General features: G+C 70.3%; 13 protein-coding genes and 1 tRNA gene. 5 read left to right on the top strand and 9 right to left on the bottom strand.

Translation table 11 applies throughout. From position 1 onward, the window contains the following. Nucleotides 1-72: 72 nt before the first annotated feature. The 3 genes from OG595_RS19480 to OG595_RS19490 are packed head-to-tail and all read left to right on the top strand — an operon-like array spanning nt 73 to nt 2293. Entirely contained in the window at nt 73-984 is a 912-nt protein-coding gene (locus OG595_RS19480) for an aminoglycoside phosphotransferase family protein (protein WP_329273699.1), read from the top strand. Further along, entirely contained in the window at nt 985-1683 is a 699-nt protein-coding gene (locus OG595_RS19485) for a class I SAM-dependent methyltransferase (RefSeq protein WP_319289554.1), read from the top strand. Nucleotides 1684-1714: 31 nt separating this feature from the next. After that, complete coding sequence (locus tag OG595_RS19490) at nt 1715-2293, top strand: HAD domain-containing protein (RefSeq protein ID WP_319289553.1); 579 nt, start codon at nt 1715-1717, stop codon at nt 2291-2293. Nucleotides 2294-2396: 103 nt separating this feature from the next. Here the strand turns inward: OG595_RS19490 and OG595_RS19495 are convergent, their stop codons facing one another. From OG595_RS19495 to OG595_RS19515, 5 genes are all read right to left on the bottom strand, one after another. After that, complete coding sequence (locus tag OG595_RS19495) at nt 2397-4112, bottom strand: relaxase/mobilization nuclease domain-containing protein (RefSeq protein WP_329273700.1); 1716 nt, start codon at nt 4110-4112, stop codon at nt 2397-2399. 5 nt (nt 4113-4117) lie between these two features. After that, complete coding sequence (locus OG595_RS19500; protein ID WP_319289551.1) at nt 4118-4669, bottom strand: MobC family plasmid mobilization relaxosome protein; 552 nt, start codon at nt 4667-4669, stop codon at nt 4118-4120. Nucleotides 4670-5016: 347 nt separating this feature from the next. Continuing rightward, nucleotides 5017-5811 (bottom strand): DUF2637 domain-containing protein, encoded by a 795-nt coding sequence (locus tag OG595_RS19505; RefSeq protein WP_329273701.1) that lies wholly within the window; start codon nt 5809-5811, stop codon nt 5017-5019. A 371-nt stretch (nt 5812-6182) separates the two neighbouring features. Continuing rightward, nucleotides 6183-7334, bottom strand: coding sequence for a DUF3631 domain-containing protein (locus tag OG595_RS19510; protein WP_443073351.1), 1152 nt, complete (start codon nt 7332-7334; stop codon nt 6183-6185). A gap of 371 nt (nt 7335-7705) precedes the next feature. After that, nucleotides 7706-7945: a hypothetical protein gene (locus OG595_RS19515; protein WP_329273703.1), complete on the bottom strand. Its 240-nt coding sequence runs from the start codon at nt 7943-7945 to the stop codon at nt 7706-7708. A 96-nt stretch (nt 7946-8041) separates the two neighbouring features. On the opposite strand from OG595_RS19515, the gene OG595_RS19520 reads away from it, so the two are divergent. Both OG595_RS19520 and OG595_RS19525 read left to right on the top strand, forming a co-directional pair. Continuing rightward, nucleotides 8042-8722, top strand: a complete 681-nt coding sequence (locus OG595_RS19520) for a helix-turn-helix transcriptional regulator (RefSeq protein WP_329273705.1) — start codon at nt 8042-8044, stop codon at nt 8720-8722. Continuing rightward, nucleotides 8719-10260 (top strand): site-specific integrase, encoded by a 1542-nt coding sequence (locus tag OG595_RS19525; protein ID WP_329273707.1) that lies wholly within the window; start codon nt 8719-8721, stop codon nt 10258-10260. Before OG595_RS19520 ends, OG595_RS19525 begins: the two co-directional genes overlap by 4 nt. 141 nt (nt 10261-10401) lie before the next feature. Here the strand turns inward: OG595_RS19525 and OG595_RS19530 are convergent, their stop codons facing one another. The 4 genes from OG595_RS19530 to OG595_RS19545 form a co-directional block, all read right to left on the bottom strand. Next, nucleotides 10402-12552, bottom strand: a complete 2151-nt coding sequence (locus OG595_RS19530; RefSeq protein WP_329273709.1) for a hypothetical protein — start codon at nt 12550-12552, stop codon at nt 10402-10404. Between the two features lie 290 nt (nt 12553-12842). Next, a tRNA-Lys gene (locus OG595_RS19535) sits at nt 12843-12915 on the bottom strand. A 120-nt stretch (nt 12916-13035) separates the two neighbouring features. Further along, nucleotides 13036-14571: an amino acid permease gene (locus tag OG595_RS19540; RefSeq protein WP_329273710.1), complete on the bottom strand. Its 1536-nt coding sequence runs from the start codon at nt 14569-14571 to the stop codon at nt 13036-13038. Between the two features lie 86 nt (nt 14572-14657). Beyond that, complete coding sequence (locus OG595_RS19545) at nt 14658-16784, bottom strand: LamG domain-containing protein (RefSeq protein ID WP_329273712.1); 2127 nt, start codon at nt 16782-16784, stop codon at nt 14658-14660. Nucleotides 16785-16936 lie beyond the last annotated feature (152 nt).

Genomic DNA, 16936 nt, shown 5'->3' on the forward strand with positions numbered 1-16936 from the left:
ACCGCCCTGGCTCCGGGGCGGGCCGGCACCTCTCGCCCGCCCCGGACGCCACCAACCCCCTGGAGTCCCCACGTGACCGCGAACCCCAGCACCGAACTCCTCGACAACCTGCTCACCCTGGCCAGCCGGACCAGCGCCGTTCGCGAGGAGGTGCGCGTGTGGTCCATGTCCGGCGTCGAGCGTCTGACCTTCCCCGACGGCGCCACCGCCATCTTCAAGTACGCCAAGAGGCCGTTCGACGGCGAGGACCAGGCCCTCCGGCTGGCCCACACCCTCGGTGTCCCGGTGCCCGCCGTTCGCGCCTCCGCAGTGCTGGACGGCTGGCTCGGGATGCTGCTGGAAGACCTCGGCGCTCCGATTCGCGAGGCCGACGACCTCGACGGCGCAGCCGCGGCCGTCGTCCTGCACGGCACCCGCACCGCCTCCGCCCTGCCCGTCCTGGATCAGGAACGGCTGCGCACCCTGCCGAGCCGAGCCTTGGAGCACCTCGGCCGACTCCGCAAGGCCGACCGGTGGCAGGACGCGGCCGACGTCGAAGACGCGCTCGACCAGATCGCCCAGGCAGCTGAAGCGCGCTCGGCCGGTGCCACCGTGGCTCCTTTCGGCTGGGTGCACTCCGAGTTCCACCCCACCAGCCTCCACATCGGTCGGCACGGCTGGCGACTGCTGGACTTCGCCCGCGCCTTCACCGGCCCCGGCCTGCTCGACCTCGCCAGCTGGCACGGCACCCTCGACGCCCCCGACCCCGTACGCCTGCGCGTTTTCCTGGACACCTACGTCACCGAAGGCGGCACCCCCGATGCCCTCGCCGAACGCGGCGGACTGCCCGCCGAGAAGTGGGCACTGGGCTGGCACCGCATGTGGGCCGTCGAGTGGTTCATGGAGCAGTCCATCCGCTGGATCAACGACCCAGCCACCGACCCCGCCTACATCAAGGCCGTACGCCGCCACCTCACCGACGTCCTCCACCTCCTGGAGGTCTAGGTGCTCGCCGCCCAGGCGTCCCCCTGGTACGTCCACGCGTTGCAACGCACCACGGCTGCTCCCGCCGAGCCGCTGGCCGTGCCCGCCCGGATGGAATGGACAACCCGGCCCGGCAGCGGGCCCGGCGCCGAAATCCTCGGCCCGGACCTGCGCCACAAGCGACTGCTCGAACTCGGCTGCGGCTCCGGCCACAACGCCGCCCACCTCGCCACACGCTACGGCGCCCACGTCACCGGCGTCGACCTCGTCGGCCTCCAGGTCCGCCGAGCCCGCTCCCACTACGGCCGACTGAACAACCTCACCTTCGTCGCAGGCCACGCCCTGCACTACCTGCAAGCCACAGACGAGCAGTTCGACGCCATCTACTCAGTCTTCGGCGCCATCGGTCTCGTCGCCCCGGAGCTGCTGCTCCCGGCCATCGCCCAGCACCTCAAACCCGGGCGCACTCTCGTCTTCTCGGTCCCCCACCCCCAGCGCGGCGGCCTACGGCCCGCCACCGACGACCGGCCCCGCCGCGACTTCGTCACCCTCCCCGACCGCAGCCGACTACCCATCGCCCGCTGGGACTTCGACACCAACCGCTGGGAGAAACACCTCGACCGCGCCGGGCTCTGGCTCACCTCGGCCGAGGAGTTCCACGACGCGCGCCACGGTGGCCGCTGGCCGACCACTCTCCTCATCACCGCGCGCAAGCTCTGACCCCCCACCCCGGCTCCCCTGGGAGAAACCGATGCGCCCGCCCTACCTGCTCCTCGACGTCGACGGCGTCCTCATACCCTTCCCGGACGCTGACGGTGCCAGTCCGGCAAGCCACAACCGGCACGATGTCGTGCCTGCTGACCGGAGCGCTGACAACCCGGTCACCATCTGGCTCAACCCCGCGCATGGCCCCTTGCTCATGCAGGTGATCCGGACTGGCCTGGTCACCCCCGTCTGGTGCACCAGCTGGCGCCACGACGCCACCACTCTGATCGGACCGCTCCTCGGCCTCCCGACCCTGCCGTACGTCGACCTACCACGCCCTCAGATCACCACCAGCCACCCCAACGGGTACCTGTGGAAACGCGACCACGTCCACACCTGGCTCGGCGACGCGCCCGTCATCTGGATCGACGACGACTTCACCAACCCCGACCACGAATGGGCCGTAGAGCGCACCGCCCGCGGCCGGGCGACCACGCTCGTCCAGCCTGATCCCCACGTCGGGCTGCTTGCCGAGCACCTGGTCGAGGTCCTGGCGTGGGCGGCACTGTTGCCCGGTGCACGGGCCGATGCCTCAGCCGTTCCACGTGAAGCCGAAGCCGCATAGCGGAGACAGGGTCACAGGAAGCGCTGGTGACCTCGCCACCCCGAAAGGTGAGGGCACTGTTCCAGCTTGGCAGGGCCAGCCAGGCAGACGAAATGCTTCCCGCCTAGCGGCTCTGTCGATGCCTCTGTTCAGCAGTTGTCGCCGCCACCGGTGAGGGCTGGGGCCCACGGCCCTGCTGGGCAGGCGTCGAGCCCGCAACGGTCGAGCGTCGGCGAGCGGCCTCGGCACGACGGTTGGGTACCGGGTTTCGGCCGGTGTGCTGGATGCGGGTGACGAGCACTCGGGCGGGTTGACGGGCAGTGTCCAATTCGCGCTGAGCAGCCGCCTCCTTGAGAAGCTGATGGGGTTGATGGCCGCGGGCTTCGGCATCGGCGAGGACGGCGGCGAGCGCCGGCCAGTCCAGGTCGGCAAGGATCCGCTCAGCATGGTCTGGGACAGCTACTCGCACATCGCTGACCAGAACGCGACGCCCGTCCTCCCAGGGAGGACGGGCTGCAAGTTCGGCGAGCACAGGAACAAGCGCATAGTCGGCGGCTGTCTGAAGGTGCTGGACGGCCTGGCGGGCGGCGTCGGTCTGCTGAGCGTGGCTTTTCGCCTCGTGCCAGCGCCCAGCGACAATCGCGGCCCAGACCAGAGCTGCGATCAAGGCAGCCAGCGCGCTGCCGTCGGGGCCGGTGGCGGTGTGGACGATGTCACGTGCCGCGCTGCGCAGGGCGTGGGCGGCACGGTCTTCCGCCCGGACCTGGGACCGCTGGGCTCGGGCGAACGCCCTTGAGGCGGCTTGGAGTTCTGGGCGCAGGTTGTCGGGAGCCTGCTGGGCGGTGGCCTCGATCAGCTCGCCGAGGCCAGCGATGTGGGCCTGCGCGTGGGAGTCGTCGGCGAGGTCGGCGTGGAGGGTGTCGAGGGCATCGGTGGCTTGCTGCCAGGGGGTGCTGGGGCGGTTGCGGCGGGCGGTGGGGTACTCCTCCGGCACGGTGTTTTCCAGGCGGGCCTGAAGCCTGGGCAGGGTGAGGTCGGGGGCGATCCTCTTGCCCGGGTGGAAGATCTGTTCACCCTTGCTGTTGAGGTCACCGGGGCGACCGGCGGCGTAGCCGAGAAGATCTCCCGACGGGCCGCGCCTGGCCTTGATCAGGATGCCGTCGGCTTCGAGATAGGCCAGTAGCTCCTCGGCGGTCTTGGTGTGAGGGATGGCAGCGCGGATGCGGTCTTCGAGCCACGCAGGGCTGGTCTGCTCCCAACCGAGCCGTTTGGCCTTGTGCATCTCGGCCTGGGTGGGGCGGCGCTCGCCGGTGCGATCACCCTTCTTCAAGCGGCGCAGCCCGTAGTCCTTCTCGATCTCGCGGCAGGCGTCGCCGACGCGGAGGCCGCTGTCGTGGAGCTTGGGACGCCGTCCGTCTTCGCGGACGGTGGTGGCGAGGATGTGGATGTGGTCGTCGGCGTGGCGTACCGCGATCCAGCGGCAGCCCAGGTCGTCACCGGCCGGGGCAATGCCGGCGGCCTGGACGATGCGCTGGGCGATCTCGCCCCACTCGGCATCGGAGAGGTGGCGGTCCTCGGGGGCAGCGCGGACAGGGCAGTGCCAGACGTGGTCGGTGACCGGCTTGCCGAACTCGCCGTTGCGCAAGGAGACCGGCTCGTCGAGGTAGTGGCCGAGTTGGGTGAGGGTGGCGTTCTCGTCGCGGCCGGGGTCGGGCATGCCGAGCATCGCGAAACCCGCCACGATGTGCGGGTCGAAGTGCTCGTCGTGGGTTCCGCGGCCGTAGAGGTACGCGAGCAGGCCCCGGGTGTTGGCCCCGGCTGGCTTGATGGCGGCAATCATGTTGTTCAGACCTCGCTCGGGTCGGCGGGCTCGCGCAGGGCCTCGGCGATCAGCTCCAGCAGGTCGTGGAGTTCGTCCAGACGCTGACGTATGTCGGGTGGGGTGTGGTCGCTGTTGAGGGCGCGGGCGATCTGGTTGACGTTGACGCCGATCCGGTTGAGCTGGCGCAGGACCTGGGCGCGGAACATGTGGGTGCGGCGGCGGTCCTCGGACAGGGGCAGGTTGGCGGTGAACCGGCCGGTGACGAAGGCGAGGACGATGTCGGCGGCGAAGCCGGAGTCGCCCTTGTACCCGTGCTCGGCGGATGCCTCCTGGAGCTGGGTGTGCTCATCGCCGGTGAAACGCAGCGGGCCGACGCGCACGACCCGCTTGGTGCCGGTGAAGCGACGGATCGTGGGCTGCACGCTCTGCACGGCAGGCTCGCCGGCCGCAGCAGCTGCGGTGTCGGCGGGGCGCAGGACGGCTTGCTGGACGGAGTGAAGCGTGTCCAGGTCGGAGCCGCCCTCGGCCCCGACCCCCTGGTCCGGCGCCCCCTGGCGCCGGACCGTCTCCGCCACCCCCGGGGCGGAGACCCCCGAAGACCGGCCATGAGTCGGACTCGGGGTACTACTGGCTCCGCCAGGGGCAGCCCATCCGAACGCCTGCCGCAAACGCCCCAGCAGCGTAGGGGACTTCACCTGAGGCAGGGGATCCTCGGGAGTGCGGTCGGGGTGGTTCGGGTGGTATGCCACGAGTTGTTCTCCGGAAGTGGTCGCAAGGGCAGGTGGGGCGCCGGGGAGGGGTCGGCAGGGTGTTGGTGATCGGCACCCCATCCACAGGTGTGGATAAACGGAAGACGGGTGGGGCGGTGGCCGACTGGCCGGGGTGACCGGAAACGGTTCCGGCGACCCCGTCGGGATTCCGGTCAGTTGCTGTCCGGACCTGTTCCAGCAGCTTCGATTTCGGGCCGGAGGATCTCCATCACCTCGGTCTGCCTCTCACTGCCGATCGTCAATTCCCTGTCTTTGACGGCCTTCCGGAGAAGGGACCGGCTGAGCGTGCCGTGCTCAGCGATAGCGATCCGGCCGATCTCCACAAGTTCCTCAACCGTGGCGCTTGCAGGACGGCCACCGCGCGGCTTGCTCTCCGAAACCCGGAGCGGTGGTTCCGGCGGCCCGGCGAACGTGGTCGCCACCATGTCGGTGGGCTGTACGGAAGGGGTGTCCGCATGGCCTGCGGGTTGATCGACGAGCTGGTGGATCTGCCGCATCAGGACGCCGAAGGCCAGCAGCGCAGCGGTCGGGGGAACCGCGGCGACCACGTAGTCGAGCAGGGGCACGGCGCCGGTGCCACCCGTGCCGCTGACACCGGCCACGTTGAGCGCGATGGAGCCGACCGATCCGGTGGCCGTGAGAGCGATCGCCCCCTTGTCGGTCACCCGGCGCAGGCCCGCGCGGAGCATGAGCAGTTCGCCCGCGACGATGAACGCGTCCAGGGTCGCCGGCCAGGCCCACTGGCGGGCCGGGGAGCTCTTGAGGCCGTGTTGTCCGGCGACCTCGGCGAGATGCGCGTACGAGAGCCAGAACCCGCCGGCCGTGAGGACCACGATGACCACGCCCGCTGCGATGAGCGTGAATTGCTCGGCAGCCTGCTTGGTCAGCATCGGCCGTCCCTCGTCGAGGCGGTTGTCCTGGCGGCTGGAGGTGGAGAGCTTGGTCAAGCGGGGTTCTCCTGGGCGTTGGCGGTGTGGTCCGTCCTTGCCGTCTTGGCCGTTGCAGGCGCAGGTCAGGGCAGGTACGGCATGGGGTTCGGTCTGCCGTCCCGGCCGATGCCGGAGGCGTTCTCCGACCTGTTCGGCCGGGACGGCGTAGTGGTGTGGTGCCGTCCCGGCGGCTGACGCCTTGGCCTGCGGCGATACGGCGGGGACGCACGGGACGGCACAAGACGGATCGGGACGTGGTCCCGGCCAGACAGCGCGCTCATCATGATCGCGTTGCCGTCTTGGCCCCGGTTGCCGTCTTGTCTGCATGCCGTTTGACCTGCGAGATCACGGCAGGGACGGCAGGGACGGCCACCCGGGGGGTGCGGGGCTCAGCCCGAGGCGGGGGAGCCGGGCTCGGCGTCCACCGGGTGGACGGCGGGGCAGTAGCGCCGCCACGCGTCGAGGAACTTGTTGCGCATGTAGCCCTTGCGCTGGGTCCCGTCGACGAGACGGACGTTGCCGGGCTTGATGACGTACGGGCTCAGCATCCTCGCCAGTTCGCGGGCATCCAGCCCGTTGCGCCCCCACTCCGCCCACGGCGCCTCGACATCCTGGCGCAGGTGGTACAGCAGCTCGTCCGTGGAGAGGCTGTCCACCTCGCGCTGGGCGGCGAAGACCCTGCGGACGTCGGCGAGAATCCGGGCTCCGCCGGGCCGCTCCTCCTCCGCCTCAACCTCCGCGGCCACCATCCGCGCACACGCCGTACGGGCCCGGCGCGGCCAGGACCCGGCAGCGAGGTCAGCGATGATGACCAAGGGTTCCCAGGTGTCGGCGGCCCGGTCCTCCACCGGCAGGACCGGTTCCACCTCCGCCGCCTCGTCCAGCAACGGCCGGGCCCATGCGGCGATGCGGTCCCGCAGCTCATGGAGACCGGGGATGTCGCGGCGGGAGCGGAAGGGCTTGACGTGCTCCCCCTGGGCGCGACGGCGCATGCGGACCACGATCGACCGGTCCATGATCGTGTCGGGCAGGTCACCGATGCCCGCGAGCGCGGCCATGGCGAAGGTGGCGAACCGGTGCGGGGTGTGGTCGTTGCCGACGACCCGGGTGACGTACCGATTGCGCTGGTGGCCGGCGTTGAGCAGGCCGCGCATCTCCTCGTTCTTCTCCGCCTGCTTCGGCGTGCCGAAGATGGTGTCCGCCTCATCCACCAGGAGCGTGGGCGGCTCCTCGGTGATCGACCGGAAGACCGCAGCCGGGGTGGTGTTGATGGTGAGCATCGGCTCGTGGACCGTCTCGGTCAGCACGTCCAGCAGCCGTGACTTGCCGCACCGTTTCGCCGGCCCCACCACCGCCAGACGGGGCGCGTGCTGCCATGCGGGCTGCAGATGTGTCGCCGCCGCCCACAGCGTGACCGCGTCCAGCGCCTCCGGCGAGGGCAGGATCACGAACTTGGCTATCCGCGCACGCAGTTCGTCCAGCAACGCCGAGCCAGAGGTCGGCTCCGGATCCGGCGCCGCCTCCTCGGTGTGCTGATCCACCGAAGTGGCGTCAGGCGCAACGTCGTTGGCGGACGTCGGGTCTTCACTGGCGTGGTGGCCGAGTCGGCCGGGGACGGAGACGGGCGGCCACGAGGGCTTGTCGGAGTCGGAATAGGGCTCGGCTCCCGCATGTTCCACGGGGCAGCTCCTCGTCTGGCGGTGGCGGGCTTGTGCACCCTTGCCGCCGGGTTGGTTCTTCCAGGGCCGGTCGGGGTTGCTGGGGTCTCCGGCGTTGCATCGCCGGAGACCCGCCCCCTTTTCGCGGGCACCAGGCCATCGCGAGGGAACACGGACGGTACGTCCACACCCGGCAACAGTCCAGCGCTTCTGTGTCAGCTCAGCGCAGAAGGGTTTGCTACTCTGCCGCCCCATCACGCCGCCAGGCCCAGCAGATCGTGCAGATCCGCGGTCACGACCCGGTAGGCGTTGCCGAGCTTCAGCACCTTGCACGGGTACTCGCCCCGCTTAGCCAGCTCGTACCCCTTGCTCCGCCCGAGCCCCAGAGCACGGTTGCCTGTTTCCAGGTCAACCGACACAGGGAGGGCAAGCAGCTCTTCCCGACTCATCCCTTTCGCGCCCGTCATCCGCCCGGCCGTCGCGTCTTCGCGCATACAGCGCGCCCCTTTCGGTACAGCCCTCGGCGAACGTGACCGTCACGTCCGGCTCCAGGCGTCTACCTACCAGGATGGCCAAGCTAATGTGCCTCCATGACACAACGCAGTGTGGATGCTGATGAGGACGACATCCCGGAGTGGGCGGACCGAGTCCAGGCCAACGTCGCCGGCGAAGTCCGGCGGAGAAGAAAGGAGATGGGGTGGAGCGCACAGGACTTGGCGGACCAGTGCGAGCAGCTCGGGCGTCCCATCCCTCGCAACGTCATCGCCAACATGGAGTCCGGCCGCCGGGCCAGCCTTCCTCTGGTGGACGTCATGGTCCTGGCCGCCGCCCTGGAGACGTACCCGGTCTGCCTGATCTTCCCGGTCGGCTACGTCGACCGGACCCAGGAACTCCCCTTCCAGAGCCTCGTGCCCACCTGGGACGCCCTGCGGCGCTTCACCGGCGACGAGGACATGCCCCTGTACGACGCGGGGCTGGTCCCCGACTTCGAAGCGCACGCCAGCCTCGTACGCACCGCACTGGCCGCCCTCGAAGAGGAAGAACGGGCGCGGTTCGCAGTCAAGACGGCGACCAACCGCGCCCAGCAGGAAGAAGCCGAGCGCAGGCGGACCAAGTACGCCGACGAGGCCGTCTCCGCCAAGTACAACCTCCGCCACCTCCGCCGCGACATCCGCGACGAAGGCGCCACCCCACCCCACCTGCCACCCGCCCTGGGCGACGTCGACCCACCCGAACCCAGCCCCAACACCACCCCGGAGGAACGTCTTTGAAGGGCTCCACCCACCGCCGCTGCTACTGCCGTGACCCCGAGACCGGCAAGCCGCTCGGCAAGAACTGCCCCAAACTCTCCAGCCGCAAGCACGGCTCGTACTCGATACGCCAGGAACTCCCGCCGACCGAAGACGGCGCCCGCCGCTCCTTCAGCCGCGCCGGCTACGAGTCCCTCAAGGCCGCGCAGACGGACCTCGACCACATCCGTTCCCTGCTGGCGCTGGCAGAGAAGGACGACCCCGACAGCCTCCGGCGCCTCGTCGACATGCTGGAGAAGGTCGCGGTCGAGAAGGCCCCGCTCCCAGCCATCGAGGAGACCCGACGCCGTCTGAGGGCGGGCCTGGCCCTCCGTGGCAACCTCACCGTCGGCGAGTGGCTGGACCAGTGGTTCGCCGCGAAGAAGCGCCGCAAGACCACGCTCAACGCCTACGCCTCCCACATCCGCGTCCACTTGAAGCCGCGCATCGGCCACGTACGCCTCGACCGGCTCAACGTCGGCCACCTGGTGGAGATGTTCGACGCGATAGCCGACGACAACGAGGTGATCTCAGCCGAGAACGAGGCCCGCCGCGAGCAGATCGCCCGTTGCAAGCCGAGCACGCCCGGTCGCCCTGTGGGAGCGGAGCGGAAGCGGCTCGCGCCCGAACGAGCCAAACTGGCAGAGATGAAGCCGTTCCGGAAGATCACCGGCCCGGCCACCCGTCAGGCGATCCGCCGCACCCTGCGCGCGGCCCTGAACTCCGCGATCGCCCAGCAGTTGATCACCTTCAACCCGGCGTCCCACGTCGAGTTGGAGTCCGGCAGGCGCCCGAAGCCCCTCCTGTGGACCGATGAACGCGTCCGGCGGTGGCGAGAGACCGGTCAGATCCCCGGCCCGGTCATGGTGTGGACGCCCCAGCAGTTCGGCGCCTTCCTCGACGCAGCCGAGGGCGACCGGCTTTACGCGATACTCCACCTCATGGGCACCCGTGGCCTCCGGCGCGGCGAGGCGGTCGGCCAGGACTGGCACGAGATCGACCTCGACGTCGGCCTCATCACTCCCGCCAAGGAGATCGTGGTGGACGGCTGGGACATCTACGAGTCGGAGCCGAAGACGGACGGCAGCGCGAACACGATCGCGCTCGACAGCACGACCATCTCCGAACTGCGCGACCACAAGGCCCGCCAGGAGAAGGAGCGCGTGCAGTGGGGCGACGCCTGGCAGGACACGGGCAAGGTCTTCACCAAGGAGGACGGCTCCTGGCTGCACCCGGGAACCGTCTCCGAGACCTTCCGCCGCATCCTCGCCACGACCGACCTACCGCCCATCACCCTGCGGGACCTACGCCACGTCACCGCGACGCTCACGCACGGAGGTGGCGGCGACATCCACACGGTGAAAGAGACGCTGCGGCACTCCACCATCACGCTGACCTCGGACACGTACACGAGCCTGCTGCCGGAGCTGGACCGCGAGATCGCGGAGAAGGCGGCAAAGCTGATCCCCAGGTCTCGTCCGGCAACTACTGATTCAACCGGCTCGACCACCGCGGGGTGAAGGGGCGTTGGTCGCAGTTGTTGCGGAAGCACGGCAAGAGTCCAGTAGTTGACCCATTCGGCCCGCTACGGCGCACGGTCTCGGTTCGGGAAGTGCGGACCATACTCGGGCGACGTTGCAGCGATCTGTGGCGCCTGGACGTCAGGGGACGGCGGGAGTCGTGAATGTGGTGAGGAGCGCCCGGGCGCGGCTTCGGAAGGCTTCGTCCTCGCGGATGATGCGGTCTACTACTCCCGAGCGGATGACCCGGGCGTCGCCGTCGGCGAGGGTGGTCAGCCGATACAGGTGGTCGGCGGTCAGAGCTCGGACACCGAGGGCTTCCAGGGCGTCGCAGGCCCCCGAAGGATCGGCTTCCTGTTCGGCTGAACGCAGGACGGCCGCGGCGAGTGTGGTGCGGTCGAGTGAGTCGGGTTCCGCCACGCTGGTGAGGGCCAGCACCGCGGCCGGTGTCTGGGTCGGGTGGTCGAGAAGGGCTTCCAGGCGAGAGGTGAGCGGCCGCCCCGCCGCCCCGAGGAGTGCCGTCGTTCGGGCGGCCCGTATGAGGGACCACTGGGACCAGGAGTTGTGTGCGGCGCGGGCGAAGACCGAGTCCAGGGCAGCGACCGCTGTGGCGGCGTCCCCCGTGATGCGCCACAGCGCTTCGGCGAGGGCCACGTCCGCGTCCAGCGCGGGCGTGGTGGTGTCGCCGTCCGGGCCGCCGAGCGCCTCGTGCAGGGCGGACGCCAGGGCTGCCGCCCGGGGGCCGAGCGTGCCGGCCGTCGCCGCGGCTTCCGTGAGCCGACGGCCACCGTGGCGAAACTCCCGATCGAGGCAGTCCGCCAGGAGCGTGTGCTCGCCGACGAGTTCGTACAGGGCCTTCGCCGCGGGGAGTGATCCGTTTTCCGCCTCGGTCCGCAACGACGTGACCACCTGGGTACGTTCGCCGGGAGTTCCGTCGGAGGCGATGGCGACGATGGCCCGGGCTGCCTGGACCGGGAAGTGCGGGAGCACCATGTGCAGTTCGGCCAGCGCCGCCCCGGCCCGGGCGCCCCAACCTGCCAGAAGGCTCGTCAGCTGCCCTGGTTCGTTGCCGCTCAGGGCCTCGGGCTGGGAGAGGCGGTGCCTGAGCGCGTCGAGGAGCTCACCGTCGTACGGGAAAACGCTGTCCGTCGGCCTCCGGAACCCGGCAGCCGCATCGAGCGCCCGCGGGCGTCGCCCGAGCCCGGCGGACAGCAGCGGTGCGGCCTGAGCGGGCGCGACCAGCACGAGCGCGGCCAGCGCCCGGTCCGCATGGTCGTCGTCCTGCTCCGGGTTCCGGCCGGCGAGCGGAACCAGTACCTCTGCGGCCGATGCGGCGGCGGTGCCCAGACGGCCCAGGAGGGATGACACGGCGACCACGGCGTTCTCGTCGACAGCCGCCGCGCGCAGACCTGCCAGCAGCCGCTGCGGTGCGCTGCGAGAGAGCATGCAGGCACGGTCGGCCGCCCACAGAGCCTCGGCCCGCACATCGGCCCGGCCATCGCGCAGGGTGGCGTCGAGGAGCGCGAACGCCGCCTCCCTGTCAGCGTCCCGGCCTCGGCTCAACAGCTTCTCCACTACGGCTGCCAGAGGTTCGTTGCGTTCGAAAGCGAGGTCGGACCCAAGTGCGTCGGCGGGCAGAAGGGACAGCATGGTCGTGTGGTGGGACTCGGTCCAGGACCCATCCGCGTCGAGGCAGGCGAAGACGGCAGCCATGCGTAGCTCGGCAGGCTGGGACGGGTCCAGGACAGTGGCGGCTCCCGCCGCGCCGGCCGACGGGTCGAGCCGGGAAATCCCTGCCAACACCTCCGCGCGCACCGAGGGCTCCGGCTCCTCGTTCCAACGCGTACGGAGGGCGGGAAGCACGCGTGCGGTCGCGCGGGTGTGGGACGCCGCCCAGGCTGCGGTCCGGCGGGTCTCCCGCTCGGTGGCAGCCAACAGAGGCAGGATCAGCGGGAGTTGCGCAACCACGGCCGCCCGGACCGTGCCCGGTACCACGCCGTGCTCGTCATCGCTCTCGGCCATTCCCCCGAGCAGCATCAGCACATCTGCCGTCCGGTGGCCGACCGCGGCGATCCTGGCCAGGAACGGAACCGCCTCCGCGCTGGCGGCGTAGACGGTCCCCTGGTGCAGCACGCATCCGTACAACTCCGACAACGCTTCGTCCCCCGCACCCTCGTCGGTGCCGGCCAGGGCCCTCAGGAGATCGGGGAGATCTTCCGCGCTGCCGTAGGCGTGAGAGAAGGATGACCAGGGATGGTCGTCCAGGCCGTCGAGCGGGTGTACGAGTTCCATGCCGGGAATCGTGCCATCCAGGTCCGACATCGGGTCCAGCCGGTCGCTTCAAGCGCTCAACATCCAATTTCAGCAGGTTTGACGCGGGCAGGACCGACGGCTTCGACCCACATGCCTGTTGCCACTGCCGTTCGGTAGGGGCTCAGTCGTAGCCGACCCACAGGCCACGGGCACATCCGCTCACGCATCGCTCACGCACGGACCCGAAAACGCCGCAGCGCCCGACCCGACCGAAGCCGACCCGAGCGCTGCTGTGCAGGCCAGAAGGGGTTTCCCCTCCCCCGCATCCGTAGACCCTGTGGGACTCGAACCCACAACCAATGGATTAAAAGTCCACTGCTCTGCCAATTGAGCTAAGGGTCCCCGCGATGTTGCTCCCCCGAGCATAGCCGGACCCGGCCACGACTCCGATCGGGTATCGGAGACACGGCCGGGTCACTCCACGAACAGGACGGTGGGCACTGGAGGAAATGGGCCTCCTCGCTATGGATCGACCGGTTCGGGTGCCCCCTTGCGGGCCGCCTCCCGGGCCAGGGTCCGCTCGTGCTCGGGGTTGAGGAACCAGTGCCGCGCCGAAGCGACCCACCACAGCGCCGCGAACCCCAGCACCGCCAGGACGGCGATCGGGGCGTAGTTGAAGGTCTCCCAGGTGACCGGTGCGACCTGGGGCAGCATGAAGAGGACCGTGATCACGGCGACCCAGATCACAGACACGACCCCGATGGCCCGCGACCACCGGCCCAGGTGCCACGGCCCCCGTTCGAACGCCTCGCCCTTGCGCAGCCGCAGCAGCGTCGGGATGACGTAGGCGATGTAGAGGCCGATGACCGCGATCGACGTCACGGCCGCGTACGCCGTCACGTTGATCAGGTAGGGCAGGCCCAGGATCAGTGCTCCGAACGCCGCCAGCCAGACCGCGGCGACGGGGGTACGGGTGCGTGGGCTGACCGTGTGCCAGAGGTGGGAGTAGGGGAGGGCGCCGTCGCGGGAGAAGGCGTAGATCATGCGGGAGTTGGCCGTGACCGATGCCATGCCGCAGAACAACTGGGCGCCGATGACGATGAGCAGGAGCAGCTTGCCGGCGGTCGCGCCCACCGCGTCGAGCAGGATCTGGGCGGGCGGTACGCCGGTCGGGGACCCCAGGGCACCCTCGTACGACTGGATGGCGAAGGTGAAGCCCAGGAGCAGGACGAAGCCCGCTATCCACGAGGTCCAGATGGACTGGACGATGCCCTTCGGGCCCGCCGTGGAGGCGTCGTGGGTCTCCTCGGTCATGTGGGCGGAGGCGTCGTACCCGGTGAAGGTGTACTGCGCCATCAGCAGGCCGAGGGCGACGACGTACACGCTGCTCCCCCAGCCCGTGTTGTTCACGAACTCCGTGAACACGAAGGACGCCGACTGGTGCTTGTCCGGTACGAACGTCAGCGCGCCGACGATGACGGCCACACCCACCACGTGCCACCACACGCTGACGCTGTTCAGCAGGCCCACGATGCGTACGCCGAAGGTGTTGAGGAGTCCGTGCAGGACGAGGATGCCCGCGAAGAGCAGGATCGTGCTGCCCGGGGTGACCTCGAAGTCGAACTGGAGGTTCAGGTAGGCGCCCAGGAAGGAGGCCGCTCCGAAGTCGATGCCGGCGGTCACCGCGACCTGCCCGAGCACGTTGAACCATCCCGTGAACCAGGCCCAGGCGGCGGCCGTACGCGGGGGAGCGAGCCGGTGCGCCCAGAAGTAGAGGCCTGCGGAGGTCGGGTAGGCCGAACAGATCTCGGCCATCGACAGCCCGACGAAGAGGGTCATGAGCCCCACGGCGACCCAGCCCCACGTGATCACGGCCGGGCCGCCGGTGTTCATGCCGAACAGGTAGAGGGTCAGGCAGCCCGACAGGACCGAGATGATCGTGAAGGACACCGCGTAGTTGGAGAACGCCGACATACGGCGGGCGAGGACCTGCGTGTAACCGAGCTGGGCAAGTCGTTCCTCGTCCGACAGCCCACTCACTCTGACGTCATCTGTCATGCCCCCAGCAATGCCCTCGCTGGGGGTATGACATGCGTCACAGGCGAACCAATTTGGCCGAAAACATATCTGTCCTGGCCACGCGGTCAGACGTCCGTCGCGCCGCTCGCCAGCTGGGCCACCTGGGTCGCGCCGAGCACGCCCGCGTAGACGTGCACCTCGTCGACCGCTCCGGCCAGGTAGCCGCCCCAGCCGTCCGCGCCCTGCGACCGGCCGATCTGCAGGTCACCCGTCGTCGTCCAGCCGGGCCGGTACGACTGCCTCGCCGACAGTTGCCCGTCGGCGTGGAGCAGGATCTCGTCGGACTCGTCGTCGTACACGAGTGCCAGGTGATGGACATCGTCCGGGGAGGCCCACGCGCCGCCCGCGGTGAGGGTGACCGGTTCCCCGTCGGCGTCCGTCAGAGCCACCTCCCAGTTCTGCGAGGCCCCCGAATAGCGCACCTCGGCAAGGGAGTTGTCCGCGCCCCGGACAGACAGGACCGTCATCGGCCGGTCCTGTGCCGCCGCGTCGATCCGCACGTGCGCGGCGACCGAGAAGCTGTCCCCGGTGGCGATGCCCCGGCCGTCCGTCGCGGCGAAGTCGCCATCGCCGTCCAGCAGCAGGTGCCCGGCACCGAAGAGAGGGGACTGGGCAGGCAGGCAGTCCGGGTCGAGCCAGTCGCAGGGGGCGTCGTCGCGGTAGATCGCCGCGTCCCCGCCGAGCGTCAGTGGCCGGCCGCCGTCCCGCTCCGGGCTGCCGCCGCCGACCGCCTCGTCCAGCGGCCAGTACCCCTCGCTCACGGTGGCCCGCTTCGCCGCCCCGGCGGCCTCGGCGGCGACGACGATCCGGTCCCACACCCGTACGCCGGCCAGCGCACCGCGCCAGTTCCCGCTCCCGCTCGCGCTCGCGCTCGCGTTCTCGCCGGCGAGTGTGCGGCCGATCTGGAGGTTCCCGGACGCATCGGCACCGGTGACGTTCTCGGCCGTGCCGGCCGCCCGCCCGTTCACGTACAGCCGGGCCGTACCGGCGACCGGGTCGTACACCCCGGTGAGATGCGCCCAGTCACCGGCCTCGGGCACACCACCCCGTACGACCGAGCCGCCCACCGAGAACGACCAGGCCCCGTCCGCCGTCCCGAGCCCGAACCCGGCCGTCCCGCCGCCGGTCTGGCTGACCGCCCTCATGTCCGTGCCGACGGCGTCCGGCCGCACCCAGGCGCTCACGGCGAACGCCCCGCCGGTGTCGACAGCCGGTGCGCCGCTCGTCAGATACGCGGAGTCCGACCCGTCGAGGGCGACAGCCCCCGTCACCGAGGTCCGAGAGGGACCTGCCGCGCCGAACTCGACCCCGTCACCCGCCGTCGCGGTCCTGCCGCCCGCCTCCGCCGAGGCCTCGTCCGCCCCGGCCGCGTCGGCGAGCGTCCAGGCGGCGACGGGCGTACGGCCCCCACTCACCCGGAACCGGTAGGTGGCGGGCGCGCTCGCGTTGCCCGCCCGGTCGACGGCCTGGACGTCCAGCCCCTTCACGCCCTCCGACTGCGGCAGCCAGCGCAGCTCCACCGGCCCGCCGGGCTCGTCCGGTACGGCCGTGCGCTGCGGCTCGCCGAGGAAGCCGTAGCGGTACGACACCGTGTCGTCCGACGTGGAGTCGACGGTGAACGTGCCGTACACGCCCACCCCGTCGTGCCACTGCCCGGTGTCGTCCGGGTACTCGGGCGAGGACACCGAGGGCTTCGCGGGCGCCTCGGTGTCGTACACGAACTCGCACGGACCGCTGCCGCCGTCGGAGCTCCACGGCCCCCACAGCGTGCCGTCGCTCGCCCGCACCCGCCAGCTCACCCCGGTGAACGCCGGCACGTCGGTCGGCACGGTCCAGCTGAACGGCGAACCGGTGTACTTGGCGGTCGTCTGGACGGTACTCCGCACCTGCCGTACGCCCGAGCCGTCCGTCCAGGACACCTCGAACTCGGCGCTCACCGAGCCCCCGTCCGGGTCGCGGAGTACCGCCCCGAGCGTCGGCCGCGTCCTGACGTACGGCCGTTCCGTACCGCCGACGCACGGCTTGTCCTCGGTGGTCAGTTCGGACAGCGCGGGCTGGGACGGTGGGCGGTTCTCCGCGGCTGAGGCCGCCCATGGCACGGCGACGACGGCCGACGCCGCGAGCGCCGCGGCGACCCCGCAGCGTGCGAAGGCATGACGATCCCATGGATTCGACGCATTCAACGGATTCAACGGACTCAACGATTTCCTCCCCCTGGATCCGGCTCATCACCGGATCATTGATTCCGCGCCGGAGCGTAACAGCCGCTGCTGACAGGCGAGTTGGGGTTTTCCGGCGTGGAGCAGGGCGCGGCGACGCCGAAGGGCCCGTACGACCGGAGTCG

This window comes from Streptomyces sp. NBC_01451, from assembly GCF_036227485.1.
Classification (GTDB): domain Bacteria; phylum Actinomycetota; class Actinomycetes; order Streptomycetales; family Streptomycetaceae; genus Streptomyces.